Raw genomic sequence first — 18394 nt, 5'->3', positions numbered from 1 at the left:
CGAGAGCATGAGCCGACTCAGCCGCGATCAGATCCGCACCATGATGGCCGAGGTGCTGGCCAACCAGAGCAAGGAGCTGCCGGCCGACGACAGCACCGGCCTGGACGCGATCGGATTCCGGTCCCTGGACTTCTCCGAACTGGCCCTGTCGGTCGAGGACGAGCTGGGCACCGAGCTGAACTTCGATGCCCCCGGCCTGCGCTCGATCACCACGGTCTCCGACGTCCTGGACTTCATCGAGCAGCTGCAGAGCGCCTGATGGCCACCGGTACGGCCGGTTCCGGCGCCACGGACCCGGGTCCCACCGGCCCGGTCGGCACGATCCCTGCCGGGGCGGACAACCGGATCGTCGCCCGCGGCTTCACCGGCAGCTGGGCCGAGCTGGGCACGTACGACCTGCCGCCGGCGGCCGCGGTGTTCGTCCATGACCACGCCGAGGCGGCCCGTACGGTCTGGACCCATGCGACGACGGCGCGGGAGACCCTCGTCGCGTCGGTGACCCGCGCCGAGGAGGGCCTGCTCGCCGATCTGCGGGACTCGGGCCTGGCCATCGCCCGGACCGCCGGGGAGCGGGTCGAGCTGGAGACCGCCACGGCTGACACCGACGCCGCCGAGGCTCCCGGCGCCCCAACTCCCGGCCACGTCCCGGCGGCCGACCGCATCCCAGGCGCGGACCACCACTCGGGCGCTGACCCCCACCCGGGCCCCGGTCGTCCGGCCGAGCCGGGCCGACTCTGGCTGCTCACCTCCGGTTCCACCGGCCGGCCCAAGCGGGTCGCCCACACCCTCGACTCGCTCACCACCGTCACGGGCGAGCAGCCGGCCCGGACCTGGCTGTGCCCCTACACCCCCGGCGCGTACGCCTGGTGGCAGCTGGTGACGCTGTCCCTGGCGCATCCGGGCACCCATCTCGTCTTCCTCGAGCCGGACCAGCTCGATGAGTGGCCGCAGTTCGCGCTGGCGCACGGCGTCACCGCCGCCTCCGGCACCCCCACCTTCTGGCGCCGGGCGCTCGTCCGCTCCGGCGACACGATGGCCCGGCTCGCGCTGGAGCAGATCACCCTCGGCGGTGAGCCCGTCGACCAGGCGGTCCTCGACCGGCTGCGCGCCGTCTACCCGGCCGCCCGGATCTCCTGGATCTACGCCTCATCCGAGGCCGGCGCCTCGATCGCCGTGCACGACGGCCGGGCCGGGTTCCCGGTCGAGTGGCTGGACCGCCACACCGACGGCCGGCCCGCGCTGAGCGTCGTCGACGACGAACTGGTGATCGCCTCCCCCTTCCGCGCCGCGGGCATGGACCCCGACCTGCACACCGGTGACCGGGTCGAGATCCGTGCCGGCCGGGTGCTGATCGTCGGCCGGCTGGCCACCGACGAGATCAACGTCGGCGGCGCCAAGGCCTCGGTGTCCGCGGTGCGTACGGTCCTGCTCGAGCACCCCGCGGTCGCCTGGGCCGCGGTGAGGGGCCGCCGGGCCCCGATCGTCGGCCAGATGGTCACCGCCGAGGTGGTGCTGTCCCCCGGGGCGGTCACCACGACCGAGGAGCTCGCCGCCTGGTGCGCGGCCCGGCTGCCCGAGTACGCCGTCCCGCGCCGGCTGAAGATCCTGCCCGAGATCCCGATCAAGGAGAGCCTGAAGTCCGATGTCTGATGCTTCCGACGCCGCCGGCACCGTCCCGCCCGCCGAGGTCGTGCTGGTCTCCGGCGGGTCCCGCGGCCTGGGCCTGGCCCTGGTCCGGATGGTCCTCGACGCCGGTGCGAAGGTCGCCACCTTCGCCCGGACGATCACCCCGGAGCTGCAGGCCCTCGCCGACGAGTTCCCCGACCGCACCCATGTCGTCCCACTCGACATCACCGACACCGAGGCGGTGAGCGCCTTCGTCAAGGACGCGACCGCGAAGCTCGGCCGGATCGACGGCATGATCAACAACGCGGCGGTCGGCCAGGACTCGATGCACATGCAGACGTCCCCGGCCGACATCGCCCGGATCGTCGAGACCAACCTGACTGCCCCGCTGGTGCTCACCCGCGCCGTCCTGCGGACGATGATCCGACGCAACGGCCGGGGCCGGATCATCATGATCACCTCGGTCGGCGCCCAGCGCGGCTACGCCGGGCTCACCACGTACGCGGCGACGAAGGGCGGCCTCGACGCGGCGATGCGCACCCTGGCCCGGGAGATGCACGGCCGGGTGCTGGTGAACTCGATCGCCCCCGGCTTCTTCGCCTCCGAGATGAGCTCGGTGCTCGGCTCCGACCAGCTGGACGCCATCACCCGGCGGACGCCGTCCGGTCGGCTGGTCGAGCCGGAGAACATCGTGCCGATCGCCCGAATGCTGCTCTTCGAGGACACCAACCTCAACGGTCAGGTGATCACCGTCGACGGCGGCAGCTCGATCTGACCGTACGGTGCCGGACGACACCGAGGGCCACGACGAGCACCAGGGACACGATCGCCGCACCGGTCGCCGGGACGAGCATCGGGGTGGAGTAGCGGCAGGAGACCCGGGTGGCGCCCCGGACCGGCAGGCTCAGCAGACCCTCGCGGGGCACGATCCGGGCCGGCGTCCCGTCGACGTCACAGGACCAGCCGTCGACGGCAGTGGTCGACACGATCACGTCGCCCGACACCGGACGGGACCAGGTCGCCTCGAGGTGGCGACCCCGCACCACCAGGCCCGGAGCGTCGCGCTGGGCCCGGTCGACGAGACCGGCCGCCCGAGCGGCGTCGAAGCAGGCGAACCGCCCCAGGGCCAGCGTCTGCGGCGCCCGGTCATCGACCACGTAGTCGAGGTCGACGGCACCGCTCGCCGGCAACGGCACGGTGACCGGCGCCGGCCGCTCGGCCGGGGCGGGCGGATCGACACGCCGCCCACCGGAGGTGGCCCCCGCCGGCCGGAGCGTCACCGCGCCCCCGACGGGCCGCAGATCGGCCTGGAGCACCCCGCCGGCCGGGCAGCTGCCGGTCAGCCGGATGGAGCTCCCGGCCGGCACCGTCGAGGTGTCCGCGGCCGGGCGGGTCGCCCACACCGGCGCCGTGTGGACCGGCTCGTCCCACAGGCCGTCGCGATGGGCGAACACCGGGGCCACCTCGGCGGCCGCCGGCCGCGCCGGAGGTGCGATCCGCACCAGCGGGAAGGAGCGGTACGTGCTCAGGCCCGACCGCCCCGGCGCGGGATGCTCCAGCCGGGCCGAGACCGAGAACAGGGCGAACAGCGGGGCGTCCTCCACGCTGCCCATCAACCGCCCGTTGGCGAGGGAGGGAACCCCGAGATCGGCGAACACCCGGGCGGACTGCTCGGTGAACGTCGACGAGTAGTAGCGCAGGCCGGGCTCGCCGAGCAGGCCCGACTGGTTGCCGTACGAGTACCCGGCGGCGTCCAACCGGTAGGGCGGCCAGCCCTGGCCGGTCGCCCGGTGCTCCCGGACCAGCGCCAGGTCGCGGTCGGCGTCGGCGTACCAACGGCCCATCGGCACCCGTACCGAGGCCCGCAGCTGCTCGACCACGACGGCGTTCAGTCCCAGCTCCAGGACGAGGAGCGACACCAGGATCCCGCCGACGACCCGCCGCGTGGCCGGCCGGATCGCCATCACCGCGGCGCCGGCGATGGCGGCCAGCACCATCGCCACGGTGAGCGGCGTGGACCAGGGGTGGTGGGGCCCGCGGCGATGGATGAGCGTCAGCCAGCCGAGCACGGCCAGCACCGCGCCACCGCCCAGCGCGGTGGCGAGCAGCCCGGGAGGTGGTCGGAGCAGGAACCTCCAGGCCAGCACCAGCAGGAGCCCGCTGACCACGAAGGCGTTGCGGAAGTACGAGCCGTGCGGCTCGGTGAACCCGAACCAGACCGGACGGGTGGCGCCCCAGGACATCGTGGCGAGCATCACGACCAGGCCTGCCCCGAAGGTGAGCCGCTCGCGCAGCGGCACCCGCCGATGGGCGAAGAAGGCCAGCGCCGCGACGAGGAGAAGGGTGCCGACCGCCAGTCCGGGGCTGAAGTCGAGCAGCTCGGTGAGGCTGAACAGCCGGGAGAGATACCTGGTCAGCGGCACGTCGCGCGGCCCGAAGGTGAGGTCGAGCGGCGGCGCCTGGCTGCCGGCCAGCACGCCGGGCAGGACCACCGGCAACGTCAGGCCGACGCCGAGCAGCCCGCGCACCGCGAACCGTCCGAACTGCTCGGCGAGCCGACGCAGCGGCACCCGGTCCACCACGGCCATCATCAGGGTCAGGTAGACGGCGCCGACGGTCGCCATCATCGCGCTGTAGAAGTTCGACCAGTAGAGCACGGCGATGAGCACCACGCTCGGCACCGCGTGACGGCCGGTCCGGCACCAGTGCCCGACCAGGGCGATCAGCGGGAAGGCGGCGACCCCCTCGAGCCACATCGGGTTGTACAGGCCCTCCTCGAGGACGAACCCACTGGTGGCGTACGCGGTCCCGACAACGGCGGCGAGCACCGGCTGCCCGGCACCGTGGGCGATCCGCAGGTACACCACCATCGACACGGCGATCATCGCGACCCGCAGCAGGGTCACGACGACCAGGCCGAGCTCGACCCGGGTGACCGGGAACAGGCCGATCAGCAGCGTCCACGGTCCGCCGAGGTAGACGGCGTAGTCGGGCAGGAACGGCTGGCCCAACCCGACGAACCAGTTGAACTGCGCGTCGATGGCCGGATCCCCGTGCAGCAGGTGCTGGAGCATGGCGTGGAAGGGGACGAATTGGGCGAAGTAGTCGTCGAACCCGCGGGGCAGGTCACCGAAGGGGTACTCACCGCGCACGGCCGCCTGCACCAGCATCACCGTGACGGACAGCAGGGCGGCGAGCGCGGCCGCTCCGGGAGTGCCGGTGAGGGCCTCACGCCACCGATGACCACGCGCCGTCCAGCGGCGGTGCGCCTCACTCGTCACGTTGCCCCGGGCGGCTCGCCTCCCGGTCGACCGGACGGGATCGGGCTCCCGGCCACCGGAGGATCGGCACCACGCTCATCGCGAGGCCGATCATCACCGGTACGTGGCCGAAGAGGTAGCGGGACCGTCCCTGGAACAGCAGCATGAACGCTGCGATCCCGATCATGTTCCAGATCATCAGGTCGACGGCCACACCGGTCTGCGGTGACAGGGTCCGGCGCAGCCCCACCAGCCCGGCACCGGCAGCGGCCAGGACCGCCAGCCACAGCACCTGGGTCAGCAGCACCCGCCCGTGGTAGTGGCCCCCGTCGGGGCCGTTCACCGCGGCCAGTGCATCGGCCAGTGGCCCGGTGTGCAGCCGAGGGGCCTGCAGGTCACTCCCCTCGCCGTACGCCCAGAACATCCCGTCGCCGTTGTTGAAGACGAACTTGTCCACCTCGAACATGATCGTGCCGAGGACGCCGCGGCGCTCCAGGTCGCGCCCGATCTCGATCCGGCTGAGTTCGTCCTGCTCCGCCTTCGGCTTGTTCCAGGTCTCGAGGTCCAGGTCACCGTTGTAGCCGCCGTAGGCGAACACCCGCTCGCCGTCCGGGTAGTACGTCGTGTGGATCCCGGCCGCGACATAGGTCCACGGCGAGGCCTGGACGGTCCGATCGAGCACGGGCATCGGGACGGTCCGCGCGACCACCGCGCGCAGCCCGACCAGGCCGACGGCCGTGCCCACGAGCAGCGCAGCCACGGCGAGCAGCAGCTGCCGGCGGCGGCCCCGGCTCCCGCGTTCCAGGGCGAGGAGCCCGAGGGTCAGGACGCCCGCGACGACCCCGACGATCGGCGTGGTCTTGATCAGGTAGCCCATGCCGAGGAGCACGCCGGCCAGCAGCTCCAGCAGGAGGCCGGGCACCGGGGGACGCGAAAGGCCGGAGACGAGACACCAGACGGCCGTGATGGGCACCCACACCCCGACCATGTCCGTGTAGGCGACGCCCATCCAGGGCGACAGGGACACCAGGATGACCAGGACGGCCAGCGCCGCGATCCCCGGGCGGCCACCACGGGCGATCACGACCACGCGATACAGCGCCAGGGCGGTCAGCGCGGCGGCGACGCCGGCGTACAGCGCCATGAACGACACGTAGCCCAGGCCGATGCGGGCCGAGGCGGCGGCCACATCGGCGAGGCCGAGCATGGCGTGGTTGTTCGGATAGCGCGAGAAGTACTCCACGTACCACGGGGGCCACTCCGGAATGGGAAGCCCGGCGACGAACGGGAAGACCGACGCGTCCCATCCCACCTTGTAGGCACCGAGGTAGCCGACGCCGCCGGCGATCAGACCGTTGAGGAGCACCAGCGCCGCCGCGACGGCCGCGACGATCCGGTCGGTGGGCAGCAACCGTCGTGCCAGGGACGTCAGCCGGTCCCCGACCAGCACCCAGAGCAGGAGCGCCAGCCCGAAGATGAGCCCGGCCGCCAGCGGGGAATAGGCGTTCACCGGCATCCGCGGGCGCAGCACGACGAGCACCACGAGGACGAGGATGACCGCGCCGGTGATCTGGCGGAGCGGACGGAAGCGGCGCGCCCCCGCGGGGTCGGTGGGTGCCGCGGCGACGTCGGTGCGGGCCCCGGCGGGGTCAGTGATCGACATCGTCCGTGGCTCCTTCGCTGTCCCGTATGACGTGACCCGGCCGCGGCGTGTCGTGGCCCTCCCCCGGGACCGGGTCCCGGCGGCCCGCGCCCTGGGCGCTTCGGGGGACCCGGGGGACCGTCCGCTGGGAAACCGTGCTCTGGGACCGATCCTGGGAGTGGTGCTGCGCGGGCAGATGCTCACCCGACTCGATCGCGGCCTCGGCGGCCGCTTCGACCCGTCGGGCCGGGCCGAGCAGGATCGTCCTGGCGATGCCGTAGCTCACCGGGACCGCCAGAACGGTCGCGATGAGAGGAGCGATCCGTTGGTCCCAGCCGAACACCTCGACCATCAGCAGCACTCCGGCCGAGGACAGCACGATGTTGGGGACGCTGGACAGGGGGAACAGCACGAAGCCTCGCCAGGTCGGCCGTACCCGGTAGGTGAACCGGCAGTTGAGCAGGAACGACACGATCACCCCGACGACCCAGCCCAGGACGAAGGCGACCATGTACGGCATCACCAGCCGCAGCACCAGATAGACGGCGTACGACACCAGAGTGTTGACCACGCCGACCATGGAGAACTTGACCAGCGGCCACAGTCTGACGAGCAGGGATTTCATACTCGGGCCATCTCCTTCCGGAAGGATCCCGCGGTGAACCCTCCGCCCGACCTCCGCTGCCTCGCGCGACACCACCGTCCCGGGCGACGCCACTACGTCAACGGACGCCACCGCCTCACCGGACGCTACTGCCTCGGGAGACTGCGACCTCGGGCGACGCCACTGTCTCAAGTGATGTCCCCGGGGACAGCGGGTCGGACCGTGTCGGCGGCGTTGTCCTCGTAGCCGGTCGGGGCGACCGTACGCGCTGGGACACCGTACGTCGCCTGGACACCGTACAGCGGCCGAGCCTTCACCTGAGTGTAGATCCGCCCCACGTACGACCCGATGATGCCGATCATCAGTGTCTGGACACCACCCACGAAGAGGATCGCGATGATGGTGAACGTCCAGCCCGAGACCACTTCCTCGGGGAACACCAGCTTGCGCACGATGGCGTAGACGATGCCGAGGAGGGCGAGGGCCGCCATGCCCCACCCGACCCGCGAGATCAGCTGCAGCGGCTTGCTGGAGAAGCCCATGATCCCGTCGGCGGCGAACCGGAGCATCTTCTTCAGGGGGTAGCCGGTCTCGCCGGCGTGGCGCTCGTGCCGGTCGAAGAGCACGGGCTTCTGCTTGAAGCCGATCTCCGCGACCATCCCGCGGAGGAACCGATCGTGCTCCCGGTACTGGCGCAGCTGGTGGGCGACCTTGGCATCGATGAGCCGGAAATCACCGGTGTCCTTCGGGATCTCGATCTCGGACAGCGAGTTCAGGATGCGGTAGAACGCCGCCGCGGTGAGGCGCTTGAAGACCGTGTCCCGGCGGCTGCGCCGCTGGGCATAGACCACGTCCCAGCCCTGCTCCCACTCCCGGATCAGTTCGAGACTGACCTCAGGCGGATCCTGCAGGTCGGAGTCCATGATGATGACCGCGTCCCCGACGGCCACGTCGATCCCGGCGGTGACGGCGATCTGGTGGCCGAAGTTCCTGGCGAAATCGACCACCCGGACCCGCGGGTCCCGCTGGGCGAGGCCGGTCAGCTTGGCCAGGGACCCGTCACGGCTGCCGTCGTTGACGAAGATGAACTCACACCGATAGTCGAGCTGCTCCACCAACCCGCTCATGGTCGTGTAGAGCAGGTCGATGTTCCCCTCCTCGTTGTAGATGGGGAAGACGTACGAGATCAGTTTCATGCCACTCCTCCGGCATCGCGTCCGGCCACAGTCGATCCTCTCATCCCGTCGGGCGCGACAGGACGATCTCCCGGCCCTCGCCCGGCAGTTCCGTCATCCGAAGTGCCCCCACCCCGAGCGCCGTCACCCGGAGTGCCGTCACCCGACTGGTCCACAGCAAGCCGCGCCGCCCTGTACCGCTGCTCGCGGGACGGCGCGGACCCGATGCGCGACGGCGCCGGCCCGTCGGCCGCCGGCCGGGTCGCTCCCCGGCCGATGCCCGCGCCGACCGACCGGTGTCCGAGGGAGAGCACCCAGATCGTGAGCAGCCCGACGACGGTGGCCCCGAGGAGGAGGGCAGCGACCCACTCGGGCACGAGTGCCCGGTCCATCAGGAAGCCGGAGTAGCCGTACAGCGCGGCGGCCTGGGAGGTGCCCAGGAGCCACAGGTGCCTGGGCACGACCATCACCAGGATCAGGACCAGCACTTCGTAGACGAACGTGTAGCGCTCGTGCATCTGGGGGATGGTGTACACCGCGGTCGCCGCTGCGACCGCGCCGAAGAGGACCACGCCCTTGGCGTCCTGGCCGGGTGCGAGCAGAGCCACCAGCAGCAGGAGCCCCATGAGGGCCAGGGAGAAGAAGTTCCCGGCCGTCTTGAACATCGCGAAGTCGGCCCCGGGGATCCAGGCGTACAGGTTCGGGAGCCCGGCCGCCAACCACTGGTAGTAGTCGGCCTGGCTGAGGTAGACGCCCAGTGTCTCCCCGGGTGAACGGCCGAAGAAGACCGGCGGCACGGACAACACCAGCCAGGCCAGCGCCGCGAACGCCGGCGCGTACCACGCGGTCCTCCTGCGCAGCCACAGCAGAACGAGCACGGGCAGGAAGAAGATCGCCTGCAGCTTGAAGGCCAGGGCGACCCCCATCAGGGCCCACGCGACATTCCCCCGGCCGCGCAGGCCGAGGTAGACCGCTGCCAGCCCGAAGGTCGTGTAGATGGAGTCGCACTGCCCCCAGACGGCGGAGTTCAACAGCACGGTCGGCAGGAACAGCATCGCCAGCCCAGCAGCCGCACCCCGAGCGGCCGAGCCGGTCAGCTGCCGCACCAGGAGGGCCGCGACGCCCGCCAGGAGCAGGTCGAAGACGGCGGAGATGACCTTGATGCCCGTCACGGCCGACAGCGGGAAGCGCGAGACGATGTAGAGCAGGAACGGATACGGAAAGCTGTAGTTGGTGAAACCCTGTCCGAACGCGGAGATCCCGTGCTGGCGCAGGTAGTCGTACCACGGCACGACGAAGTTGCTCATGTCCCGGGACACGAAGGACCGCAGGCTCCAGCGGAGCGCCACCGCGAGCAGGACGATGAGGACGGCGATCGTCACCGCCGCCGCACGTGACCAGCCGTCCGCGCCCATCGCTTCCCACGATCGCCGGATCGTCGCGGTCCCTCGGCCGCTCGCCGCGACCTGCCGGCTCGCCCCGTCGTCACTCATCCCCACCTCATCTGTCCGTCGACCCGATCGCGTCACCTCGATCCCGCCCGGGCGACCGTGCCCCGACAGAGTCGGTGACACTCTCTCATTGTCGGCGCGCGGCTTCATGTCCGGTCCCACCGGGGATGCGGTCCGTGACACGGCCGATCCTCGCCCGGACAGAAGCGCGGCCGGACAGCGCTGCCGGACAGAAAAACGCCCGGGCGGAAACCGTCCCTGACAGGAACCTCCCCCGGCGGGGTCAGTCCCGGCCGGGGCCGGGTCGATACGGCCGGGCGGTGGCCAGGGCCGTCACCGCCGACCGCGCGGACACGGCCGACCCCGCGGACGCGGTCGGGAACGGCGGTTCGTTCGGCACCGCCTCGAGGGTGGCCCGGTCGACGACGTACTGCCGGTACAGGAAACCCGGCCGCCACATCGGCTCGCCCGGCAGGGCGATCGCCTGGTACGTGTCGTAGATGTCCTTCTTGAGCAGCACGTCGTCCCGGGCGATGTTGCGCGGCCGCTGCTGCGACGGGTAGCCCTCGTAGCTGAGGATCGTGTGGTCGACATGCGCCAGCCGGCTGGCGTCACGGGCGAGCCAGGCCGCCGCATGGTGGTCGGCGTGGTCACCGTCGCCGAGGGGATGGACGTAGTCGGTCGTCCGGATCAGTGCCGGCCCGGCACCGTCCATCAGGGCCACCAGCTCGTCACGCAGTCCGGCCGCGGTGTACGTGGCCGAGCCGTCGACCGCGGTGATCGTCCCGATCCGCCCGGCCAACAGCCTGATCAGGCTCTGGTGACCGTACCGGTCGGTGCCGTCGCCACTCGGGAACCCGTCGGGCAGCCGCAGGTAGACCAGGGAGACCGACGGGCGCCCGACGAGGGTGCGCACCGGCAGCGGGTGACCACCGACGACCAGCGTGTGCTCCTGCCAGCTGTTGTCGACCTGCGCCGCCTTCGCGTACGCGGCCTGCATCCCGGCCTCCCGGGCCTGCCAGTAGTCCGCCCCCTTGCCGGCGTCACCCGCGGTGAGGTAGATCGTACGGACGCACCGGTCCGGACGCAGGCGCAGGTCGTCCAGCAGATCGGGGCTCATGAAGAACAGGTCGTCGTCCTGGTGCGCCACCACCTGCAGGACGCCGCCGGTGCACGCCGGCAGGGAAGGGCCGGGCGCCGGGGCCGACGCGGCCGGCCGGGGGCCGGGATCGAGGACGCCCGGGCGGCCGGAGGCGACCAGGAGCAGCGGGACCAGGACGGTGGCCACCACCGCGGCCACCCGGCCGAGGATCCGCGCGCCCGGCCGGTCTGCCCGCACCGCCCGCTGCCGGGGCTCGACCATGATGACTCCTTCTGCCGTGCCGTCACGGCTCACCCGACGGCCCGGCCGGAGACTACCGCACCCGGCTGCAGCCCCGGTCACCGCACGGCGCCGCCGGGGACGGGGTGCCCTAGCATGCTCCCCATGCAGCCCCCCGCCGTCACGTCCACCGGCTCCCGGACCGCGACGGCCCCCGGACGGTTCCTCGAGGCACCCGTACACGACGACCTCCCGCCGCGTACGCGGCTGCTCGCCGCGCTGGTCGCCGCCGTGCTGGCGGTCGCCGCGCAGCTCGCGGGGATGGCGATGGCGAGCGTGTTCCCGTTCGGCCGGCGCCCGTGGGCGGTGAACGACGCGTACAACCAGCTGCTACCGCAGAAGGCCTACCTGCGGGAGCTGCTGCTGCACCCGCAGGGCCCCGACTCGCTGCTCCTCAACTGGCACAGCGCGCTCGGCACGCCCTACCTCGGCGACTTCGCCACGTACGCCGCCAGCCCGTTCAACCTGCTGCTCGTCCTGGTGCCCGAGGACCGGCTGACGGTGGGGGTGCAGCTGATCACCGGACTGCAGATCGCGACCGCCGCGGCCGCGATGGCGCTGGTGCTGTTCTCACTGCACCGGCGCGCAAGCTGGGGCATCGCCGCGGCGCTCGGGGCCGGGTACGCCTCCTGCGGGTGGGTCGCCGGGGACGCGATGGTGGTGCTGTCGTGGCTGGACGGCCTGATCGCCTTCCCGGTGCTGCTCTGGGCCGCGCTGCGACTGGTGCGCCGACGGAGCATCGTCGTGCCCGTGCTGCTCGTCGCACTGTTCTGGACGGCCAACTACTACACGGCGGTGATGGCCACCCTCGGGGTCGGTCTGGTGCTCCTCGCCCTGCTGGTGATCGACGGGGTGGGGCCGTCGGCGGCCCTCGGGGCGCTGGCCCGGGTGGTCGGTGGCTTCGCCCTCGGCATCGCGATGACCGGCTGGCTGGTCCTGCCGGTGCTGGCCGCCGTCGCAGCGGCTGCCCCGGTGCCGGGCGCCGCCCTCTACCAGATGCCCTGGGACATCACCGTGGCCCGGCTGTTCCCCGGCAACTGGACGCTCGGGTCGGCCGGCATCTTCGCCGGGCTGGGCACGCTGGTGCTGGTGGCCGCCGCGCCCTGGCGGCGCGCGTTGGGCGTACGGGCCCGGATCGCCCTGGTGGTGCTGCCGGTCGCCGCGATGGTCAGCATGCAGGTGCCGGCCACCCAGCTCGCCTGGCACAGCTTCGCCGCGCCGAACGGCAGCGGCTACCGCGAGGCGTTCGTGATCGCGGGCATCCTCGTCGTCACCGCGTGGCTGGCCCTGGCCACCGGGCTGCCCGGCCGGCGCCCGCTGCTCGCCGGCGCCGCGACGGTGGCGGTCCTCGGGGCCCTCGTGGTGGGCCGGCTGTCCCCCCTCACCCTCGCCGTCAGTGCCGCCAGCCTTGCCCTGCTCGCCGCCACGGCCGCGCTGGGACGTCGACGCCTGATCGTCCTGGCCCTGCTCGTCACCGTCCTGGTGGAGAGCGCCTACACCGCCGGCGCGACCTATCGGGACAAGGCCAAACACCACGGTGCACCGACCACGCTGAGCGCGGCGGCCCTGGCTGCCCGGAGGGCGGAGGTGCCGGTGGTCCCGGCCGGTGAGCGGACCCGGGTGACGCGCAGCTCGGACAACGATCCCCTCCTGCTCGGCTACAACGGCGTCGACTACTACTCCAGCACCCTGCCGCGGGCCACCGCCGAGGCGCTGTCCGGCCTCGGCCTGCCGTACTGGCGGCGCCGGATCGGGCTCAGCGCCGGCGACCCGGCGGCGCTCGCCCTGCTCGGCATCCACTCCACCGCCGGGGACCGGGTGAACCGTCCGGTCACCGTCCTGCCGCCCGGCCCGGTCGCCTCCGACCCGGCCGCGCAGGGGACCGTCTGGGCCGTCCGCGACGACCTGGCCGGCACCCGGCTCTACACCGTCCCGCCGCTGCGGATCAGCGCCACCGATCCCACCGCCACCGATCCCACCGCGGTCGAGGTGACCGCCCGCTGCGCCCCGGGCAGCACCCTGCAGCTCCTCACCGGGACCGAGCAGCGGCCCTCCCGCGGCACGGTCGACTGGCAGGGCCGGACCGCGGACTGGGACGTTCCGACGGTCCTGTCGCTGGGGACCGTCCCGGCGGACGGGCAGGTGGACCTCATCGTCCGCAGCGACCGCCCCGACATCCGGCCCGGTGACCTCGGCTGCCTGGACCCGACGGCCCTGGACCGTACGGTCGCCGCTTCACAGGATCAGGCGCCGACCGTACGGTTCGGCAGGTCGAGCGTCACGGCCCAGTGGGTCACCCCGCAGACCGGCGAGGCGGTGGTGCTGACCACCGCGCTGCCCGGCTGGTCCTGCCGGACCGACGCCGGCCCGGCCACCGTGACCTCGCGGGCGGGGATGCTGACCGTCCCGGTGCACGACACCACCCGGCTCACCTGCGACCATCGCCAACCGGGGCTCGCGCCGGGGCTCGGCATCAGCGCCGCGGCGCTGGCCGCCACGATCGGCCTGGAACTGATCAGGCTCCGTCGGCGCCGGCAGGATCGGCGCCGGCCCGGTCGGTCGGCTCATCGGTCGTAGCCTGGTCGGTCGCGGCCTCGTCCCGCCCCCGGCCGACCAGCAGCAGCTTCGCCAGCAGATAGCTGACCGGCACCGCGGCCAGCCCGGCGATCAGCGGAGCGATCCCCTTGCCGACCCCGAGCACCTCGACCAGCAGGACCACCCCGAAGGTGGTGAACAGCACGTTCGGCAGGCTGGACAGCGGGTACACCAGCAGCTTCAGCCAGGTCGGCCGCACCCGGTAGGTGAACCAGCTGTTGAGCAGGTAGGAGACCACCACCGCGACGGTCCAGCCGATCAGGTGCGCGGCGACGTAGGGCATCAGCCGGAACAGCAGTAGGTAGACGCCGTAGTAGACGCCGGTGTTCACCACGCCGACGAGGCAGAACTTCACCAGCGGCCACAGCCGCAGCCACCAGGCGTGCAGGAACCGCACGGTCAGGCCCGGTCGGCAGGGCCGGGGCCGCCACCGGGGCCGGCCGGCTGCTCCGCGGTGTCGACCCGCAGCAGGTAGGCCGGGCGCCGCTTGACCTCGGAGTAGATCCGGCCGACGTACTCCCCGATCACGCCGGTGACGATCAGTTGGACGCCGGCGAGCAGGACGAGGGCGGCGATGGTGGTGACGTAGCCCGGGGTCTCGACGCCGAACGCGGCGACCCCGACGACCAGCCACACCACGTAGAGCAGCATCAGGCCGACCATCCACAGGCCCAGCCAGATCACCACCCGCAGCGGCTTGGTGTTGAAGGACAGGATGCCGTCGATCGCGTAGTCGAGGAGCGTACGCAGCGTCCAGCTGCTACGCCCGGCGTCGCGCTGCACGTTGTCGTAGTCGATCATGGCGGTCGGGAAGCCGATCCAGCTGTAGAGGCCCTTGGAGAAGCGGTTCGACTCGCGCAGTGCCACCAGTGCGTCGACCGCCCGGCGGCTGAGCAGTCGGAAGTCGCCGGCACCGTCGTCGAGCGGTACGTCGATCAGCGGGTCGACCACCCGGTAGAAGGCCCGGGACAGGGCGGTGCGCACCTTGGGGTCCGCGGTGCGCGATCGCCGGGCGACCACCTGGTCGAAGCCGTCGAGGTGACGGGCGACGAGCGCGGGGATCAGCTCCACCGGGTGCTGCAGGTCGCCGTCCATCAGCACCACGGCCGCGCCCCGGGCGTGTTCGAGGCCGGCGAGCATCGCCGCCTCCTTGCCGAAGTTCCGCGAGAACGACAGGAACTGCACCGACGGGTCGGCGGCGGCCAGCTCGAGGCCGATCCGCGCGGTGCCGTCGGTGCTGCCGTCGTCGACCAGGACGACCTGCCAGGTCTCGGCGACCTGCGGCAGGGTGGCCGCGAGCCGGCGGTGCAGCTCCTCGAGGTTGGCCTCCTCGTTGTGGCAGGGGACGACCACGCTGAGGGATGCGCACCGCTCCGCACGCTCCGCCGGAGGGTTGGTCATGCGGACACTATAGGGCCGGGCGAGGCTGCCCCTGCCGGGCCGGGGCGCACCGGATCCGGAGCGGCCGCCGTGACGGCACCGGGCCGCCACGGCGGCGGCCCCCGACCCGCGGGATGCCCACAGCTCGACCCCGGCGCCGTTCGACCGGCGCCCGCTCAACGGGTCAGAGCTTCGGCGGCGGTCCGCGCCTCGCCCGGGGAGGACTCCGCGTCGTCCGCGACGATCATCAGGATCACGTGCCGGCCTGCCGGGCGGCATCCGAAACCCGAGTACGCGACACGAGTCCCGCCCCTGCCGCCCCCCCACCACCAACACGTCAGGAGACACACCCTAGGCCCGCAGATACCGACGGTCTGCGTCCGGGTCGGGCCGGCGGGCCGGGTCGGGGTAGCCTGAGCGATCCCGGGAAGGGAGCCAACGACTGACGACCAGAGGAACCAGACTGACGACGATCGGGGTGAATATCCCTCCCCAGTAGTAGGCCCATTCGCCGTGACTGAACCGGAAGAGGAAGAACAACATCAGGACCAGCGTGACGGTCAGCGTCGCACGGTGCCAAGCCTGCCGCAGGGTCAACGCGCCGGCGAGCGCGAGCACACTGAGGGCGGGCACCACATAGGTGCGGAACTGGACGTGATACCAGCCGAACTGGAGCGCCCTCTGGAGTGTCGCCGGCCCACCGTGCAGCCAGTGTGCCAGCCCCAGTGTGCTGGACGGTGTCCTTTCGAGGAACCCGGACGCCAACCACATGTGGAGCAGCAACACAAGAACGGGCACGACGACTGCACCCACCGGTACCCACCAGGTGCGCCGGCGGCCGACCGGCCGCTGCCCCACAAACCATGCCACCAGCCAAGCGGGGATCAACAGCACCATGAACTCGCGGGTCGCGACTGCGCACCAGAGGAGGACCAAGCTCGCCAGCCATCGGCGGCGCAGGAGGAGGGCGAGGGCGAAGATGGCCACGAAGCCCGCCCAGACTTCCATCATGGTGAACCAGGGCCCTTCACCATAGGAAGACGACCACCAGAAGAAATACAGCCACGAGGTCATCAGGATCGGTGCGACCAATGCCGGTCCGGGTTCCACAAAAGTGCGCGCGAGGAGGTAAGCACCGGCGATCGCGAGGAGGCTGAAAGCGATGAACCAGCCCAACAGGTGGTATGGCAATTCGCCGGGCAGTATCCGCCACAGCTCGAAGAGGAGAGGCTGCCGAATGTTGAAGGGGCTCTCGACGATGGTCCGGTGGGCCGGCGAGTCGTCCCTGAGCGCTTGGGTGATCGCGGAGTAGAACGGCTGGCCCTGGATCATGAGGTCGCGGGCCCGCAAATAGGTCCAACCATCGAAGGCGTAGTGCAGAGGGACCGGTTGCGACGCCAGGTCGACGAACCGCTTCGCTGCGACTTCGTCCGAGGGCCGCCAGGGTGTCCAACCCGCCAGGGCGATCGCGCTGACAAGCACAACGCCCAGGCTCCCGAGGCCCAGTGTGCTCGTCTTGACCTTTCGGGACAGGCGAGTCAGCGCCCACACCACCACGATCCCCGTCACGACCGTGAACGCCCCGGCCAACAGCACCGACGTGTCCAGATGTACCCTACGAGCGCTCACGGCCCCGGTGATCAAACTGGCGATGCACCCCGCGAGGACAGCCCAAGGAGCACGCAGCGCCCGGTCAGCGGTGACTCCCACCACGAGACCGACGAAGAGACCTCGGATCGTGCCGTCGAGTGCAGCCGCGGGCAGGGTACCCAGCCCGAGATGAGTGTGGAGGACTGCAACGAACACACCTACCAAGGTCGCCATGAGCGTTGCGATGGTGAACCGAACGCTCGATGAGGTCGTCGCGCGAGCGATTCCATCGCGTCTGGTGTGCATGGTCTCCAGTTCTCCGTGATCTGTCGCCGTCGAGGCCGATCGCCGACAGGCGTTGCCCGGATTCGCACTCGTGGCAAGGGTCGGACCTACCGCGTAGTCCTGCTCAAAGAGCGGATCTTGAAGTGCCGCCCGTTCGCCGGCGTCCCCGGATGAACTCAGGCTCAGCATATCTCCCCGGAGGTCATCCTGAGAATCGGTGCCTCCCTCCCATCGACGGGCGAATCGTCGTTGGGCCGCCTTCTCGGCTCGCTGCGAGTACGAGGCAGTCGTGACTTGGCCCGGCCCGCTGCAGCAATGATCGGGACCCCGAACTGCCACTGCCGGGCGACGATCCACGCGCCAGCGACCTCCAGGCGGTCGCCGCCTGATCGGTGAAAATGTCGACCTCGCCGACAGCGACCTTCGGATCTGCGATTTGCCGGTCGGGTCAGGTCGTTCATGGCCGGAGTCTTCCGTACCAGCGGGCCGGGTCGGGCCGCTAGGCTGCTGCCGTCGTCCCCGGAGGTCCTGCCATGTCACTGCCCACCGTCGCCGCCGTCGTGCTGTCCCAGGGCACCCGACCCGCCGAGCTCGCCAAGGCGTTGGACACGCTGCTGGCGCAGACCGGGGTCGATCTCGACGTCCTGGTCGTCGGCAACGCCTGGCAGCCCGAGGGCCTGCCCGATCGGGTGCGTACGCATCACGAGCCGGACAACCTCGGCATCCCCGAGGGCCGCAATGTCGGGGCCCGGCTGGCGGTCGGTGACTACATCCTGTTCTACGACGACGACGCCTGGCTGCCGGCGCCGGACACCGTGGCCCGGATGGTCGCGGTGATGGAGTCCGACCCGCACATCGCGATCGTCCAGCCCCGCCCGACCGATCCGGACGGCAGGCCGGGCCCCCGCCGCTGGGTGCCCCGGCTCGACGCCCGGACGGCCGACCGGGGCGGCGACACGGTGGTCTTCTGGGAGGGGGTCCACCTGGAGCGACGGACCGCGTTCGAGCAGGTCGGTGGCTGGCCGGGGCATTTCTTCTACGGCCATGAGGGCATCGACCTGGCGATGCGGCTGCTCGACGCCGGCTGGCGGATCACGTACGCCCCCGGCATCCGGGTGCACCACCCGGCGCTGCCGGCCAGCCGGCATGCGGTGTTCTACCGGATGAACGCCCGGAACCGGGTCTGGGTCGCCCGCCGCAACCTGCCCCGCCCGATCGGCTGGGCGTACGTGACGACCTGGCTGCTGATCACGCTGGCCCGGGTGCACGACCGGGAGGCGCTGACGATCTGGTTCCGCGGCTTCCGGGAGGGCTGGACCACCGATCCGGGCCGTCGACAGCCGATCTCGTGGCGCACGGTGGCCCGGATGACGGCCCTCGGCCGGCCGCCGATCATCTGACCGGC

General features: G+C 71.6%; 14 protein-coding genes. 5 read left to right on the top strand and 9 right to left on the bottom strand.

From position 1 onward, the window contains the following. Window positions 1–7: 7 nt before the first annotated feature. From VB059_RS02500 to VB059_RS02490, 3 genes are read left to right on the top strand one after another with little or no spacing between them, the layout of a single operon-like run. Entirely contained in the window at window positions 8–259 is a 252-nt protein-coding gene (locus VB059_RS02500) for an acyl carrier protein (RefSeq protein WP_323420450.1), read from the top strand. Further along, window positions 259–1650, top strand: coding sequence for an AMP-binding protein (locus VB059_RS02495; RefSeq protein ID WP_323420449.1), 1392 nt, complete (start codon window positions 259–261; stop codon window positions 1648–1650). The genes VB059_RS02500 and VB059_RS02495 overlap by 1 nt, the downstream gene beginning before the upstream one ends. Then, on the top strand, window positions 1643–2401 hold the full coding sequence (locus tag VB059_RS02490; protein ID WP_323420448.1) for an SDR family NAD(P)-dependent oxidoreductase: 759 nt from the start codon (window positions 1643–1645) through the stop codon (window positions 2399–2401). Before VB059_RS02495 ends, VB059_RS02490 begins: the two co-directional genes overlap by 8 nt. On the opposite strand, the gene VB059_RS02485 is transcribed toward VB059_RS02490, so the two are convergent. From VB059_RS02485 to VB059_RS02460, 6 genes are all read right to left on the bottom strand, one after another. Further along, the gene (locus VB059_RS02485) at window positions 2373–4907 is read right to left on the bottom strand and encodes a YfhO family protein (RefSeq protein WP_323420447.1); all 2535 of its coding nucleotides are present in this window, start codon (window positions 4905–4907) and stop codon (window positions 2373–2375) included. The genes VB059_RS02490 and VB059_RS02485 overlap by 29 nt on opposite strands. Next, window positions 4897–6549 carry a hypothetical protein gene (locus tag VB059_RS02480; RefSeq protein WP_323420446.1) on the bottom strand — a complete coding sequence of 551 codons (1653 nt, stop codon included), beginning with the start codon at window positions 6547–6549 and terminating at the stop codon, window positions 4897–4899. The genes VB059_RS02485 and VB059_RS02480 overlap by 11 nt, the downstream gene beginning before the upstream one ends. Beyond that, the gene (locus VB059_RS02475; protein WP_323420445.1) at window positions 6536–7153 is read right to left on the bottom strand and encodes a GtrA family protein; all 618 of its coding nucleotides are present in this window, start codon (window positions 7151–7153) and stop codon (window positions 6536–6538) included. Before VB059_RS02475 ends, VB059_RS02480 begins: the two co-directional genes overlap by 14 nt. Window positions 7154–7320: 167 nt before the next feature. Beyond that, complete coding sequence (locus tag VB059_RS02470) at window positions 7321–8328, bottom strand: glycosyltransferase family 2 protein (RefSeq protein WP_323420444.1); 1008 nt, start codon at window positions 8326–8328, stop codon at window positions 7321–7323. Further along, window positions 8325–9800 carry a hypothetical protein gene (locus VB059_RS02465; RefSeq protein WP_323420443.1) on the bottom strand — a complete coding sequence of 492 codons (1476 nt, stop codon included), beginning with the start codon at window positions 9798–9800 and terminating at the stop codon, window positions 8325–8327. Before VB059_RS02465 ends, VB059_RS02470 begins: the two co-directional genes overlap by 4 nt. A gap of 241 nt (window positions 9801–10041) precedes the next feature. After that, the gene (locus VB059_RS02460) at window positions 10042–11121 is read right to left on the bottom strand and encodes a PIG-L family deacetylase (protein ID WP_323420442.1); all 1080 of its coding nucleotides are present in this window, start codon (window positions 11119–11121) and stop codon (window positions 10042–10044) included. Between the two features lie 123 nt (window positions 11122–11244). On the opposite strand from VB059_RS02460, the gene VB059_RS02455 reads away from it, so the two are divergent. Beyond that, complete coding sequence (locus VB059_RS02455) at window positions 11245–13716, top strand: YfhO family protein (RefSeq protein ID WP_323420441.1); 2472 nt, start codon at window positions 11245–11247, stop codon at window positions 13714–13716. Here the strand turns inward: VB059_RS02455 and VB059_RS02450 are convergent. The 3 genes from VB059_RS02450 to VB059_RS02440 all read right to left on the bottom strand — a co-directional run bounded on the left by VB059_RS02450 (window position 13655) and on the right by VB059_RS02440 (window position 16938). Next, entirely contained in the window at window positions 13655–14131 is a 477-nt protein-coding gene (locus VB059_RS02450) for a GtrA family protein (protein WP_323420440.1), read from the bottom strand. The genes VB059_RS02455 and VB059_RS02450 overlap by 62 nt on opposite strands. 2 nt (window positions 14132–14133) lie before the next feature. After that, the gene (locus VB059_RS02445; protein ID WP_323420439.1) at window positions 14134–15135 is read right to left on the bottom strand and encodes a glycosyltransferase family 2 protein; all 1002 of its coding nucleotides are present in this window, start codon (window positions 15133–15135) and stop codon (window positions 14134–14136) included. A gap of 330 nt (window positions 15136–15465) precedes the next feature. Continuing rightward, the gene (locus VB059_RS02440; RefSeq protein ID WP_323420438.1) at window positions 15466–16938 is read right to left on the bottom strand and encodes a hypothetical protein; all 1473 of its coding nucleotides are present in this window, start codon (window positions 16936–16938) and stop codon (window positions 15466–15468) included. A 584-nt stretch (window positions 16939–17522) separates the two neighbouring features. On the opposite strand from VB059_RS02440, the gene VB059_RS02435 reads away from it, so the two are divergent. Next, complete coding sequence (locus VB059_RS02435; RefSeq protein ID WP_323420437.1) at window positions 17523–18389, top strand: glycosyltransferase family 2 protein; 867 nt, start codon at window positions 17523–17525, stop codon at window positions 18387–18389. Window positions 18390–18394: the final 5 nt, after the last annotated feature.

The organism is Raineyella sp., from assembly GCF_034933565.1.
Taxonomy (GTDB): domain Bacteria; phylum Actinomycetota; class Actinomycetes; order Propionibacteriales; family Propionibacteriaceae; genus Raineyella.
The sequence above is the reverse complement of the archived record's forward strand: the minus strand, read 5'-3'. Positions and strand labels throughout refer to the sequence as shown.

What these genes read in the sequence shown, in the direction of transcription:
- VB059_RS02500 (WP_323420450.1), top strand. Translation starts at nt 8, where the DNA reads ATGAGCCGACTCAGCCGCGATCAGATCCGCACCATGATGGCCGAGGTG.
- VB059_RS02495 (WP_323420449.1), top strand. Translation starts at nt 259, where the DNA reads ATGGCCACCGGTACGGCCGGTTCCGGCGCCACGGACCCGGGTCCCACC.
- VB059_RS02490 (WP_323420448.1), top strand. Translation starts at nt 1,643, where the DNA reads ATGTCTGATGCTTCCGACGCCGCCGGCACCGTCCCGCCCGCCGAGGTC.
- VB059_RS02480 (WP_323420446.1), bottom strand. Translation starts at nt 6,549, where the DNA reads ATGTCGATCACTGACCCCGCCGGGGCCCGCACCGACGTCGCCGCGGCA.
- VB059_RS02475 (WP_323420445.1), bottom strand. Translation starts at nt 7,153, where the DNA reads ATGAAATCCCTGCTCGTCAGACTGTGGCCGCTGGTCAAGTTCTCCATG.
- VB059_RS02470 (WP_323420444.1), bottom strand. Translation starts at nt 8,328, where the DNA reads ATGAAACTGATCTCGTACGTCTTCCCCATCTACAACGAGGAGGGGAAC.
- VB059_RS02465 (WP_323420443.1), bottom strand. Translation starts at nt 9,800, where the DNA reads ATGAGTGACGACGGGGCGAGCCGGCAGGTCGCGGCGAGCGGCCGAGGG.
- VB059_RS02460 (WP_323420442.1), bottom strand. Translation starts at nt 11,121, where the DNA reads ATGGTCGAGCCCCGGCAGCGGGCGGTGCGGGCAGACCGGCCGGGCGCG.
- VB059_RS02455 (WP_323420441.1), top strand. Translation starts at nt 11,245, where the DNA reads ATGCAGCCCCCCGCCGTCACGTCCACCGGCTCCCGGACCGCGACGGCC.
- VB059_RS02445 (WP_323420439.1), bottom strand. Translation starts at nt 15,135, where the DNA reads ATGACCAACCCTCCGGCGGAGCGTGCGGAGCGGTGCGCATCCCTCAGC.
- VB059_RS02440 (WP_323420438.1), bottom strand. Translation starts at nt 16,938, where the DNA reads ATGGCGACCTTGGTAGGTGTGTTCGTTGCAGTCCTCCACACTCATCTC.
- VB059_RS02435 (WP_323420437.1), top strand. Translation starts at nt 17,523, where the DNA reads ATGTCACTGCCCACCGTCGCCGCCGTCGTGCTGTCCCAGGGCACCCGA.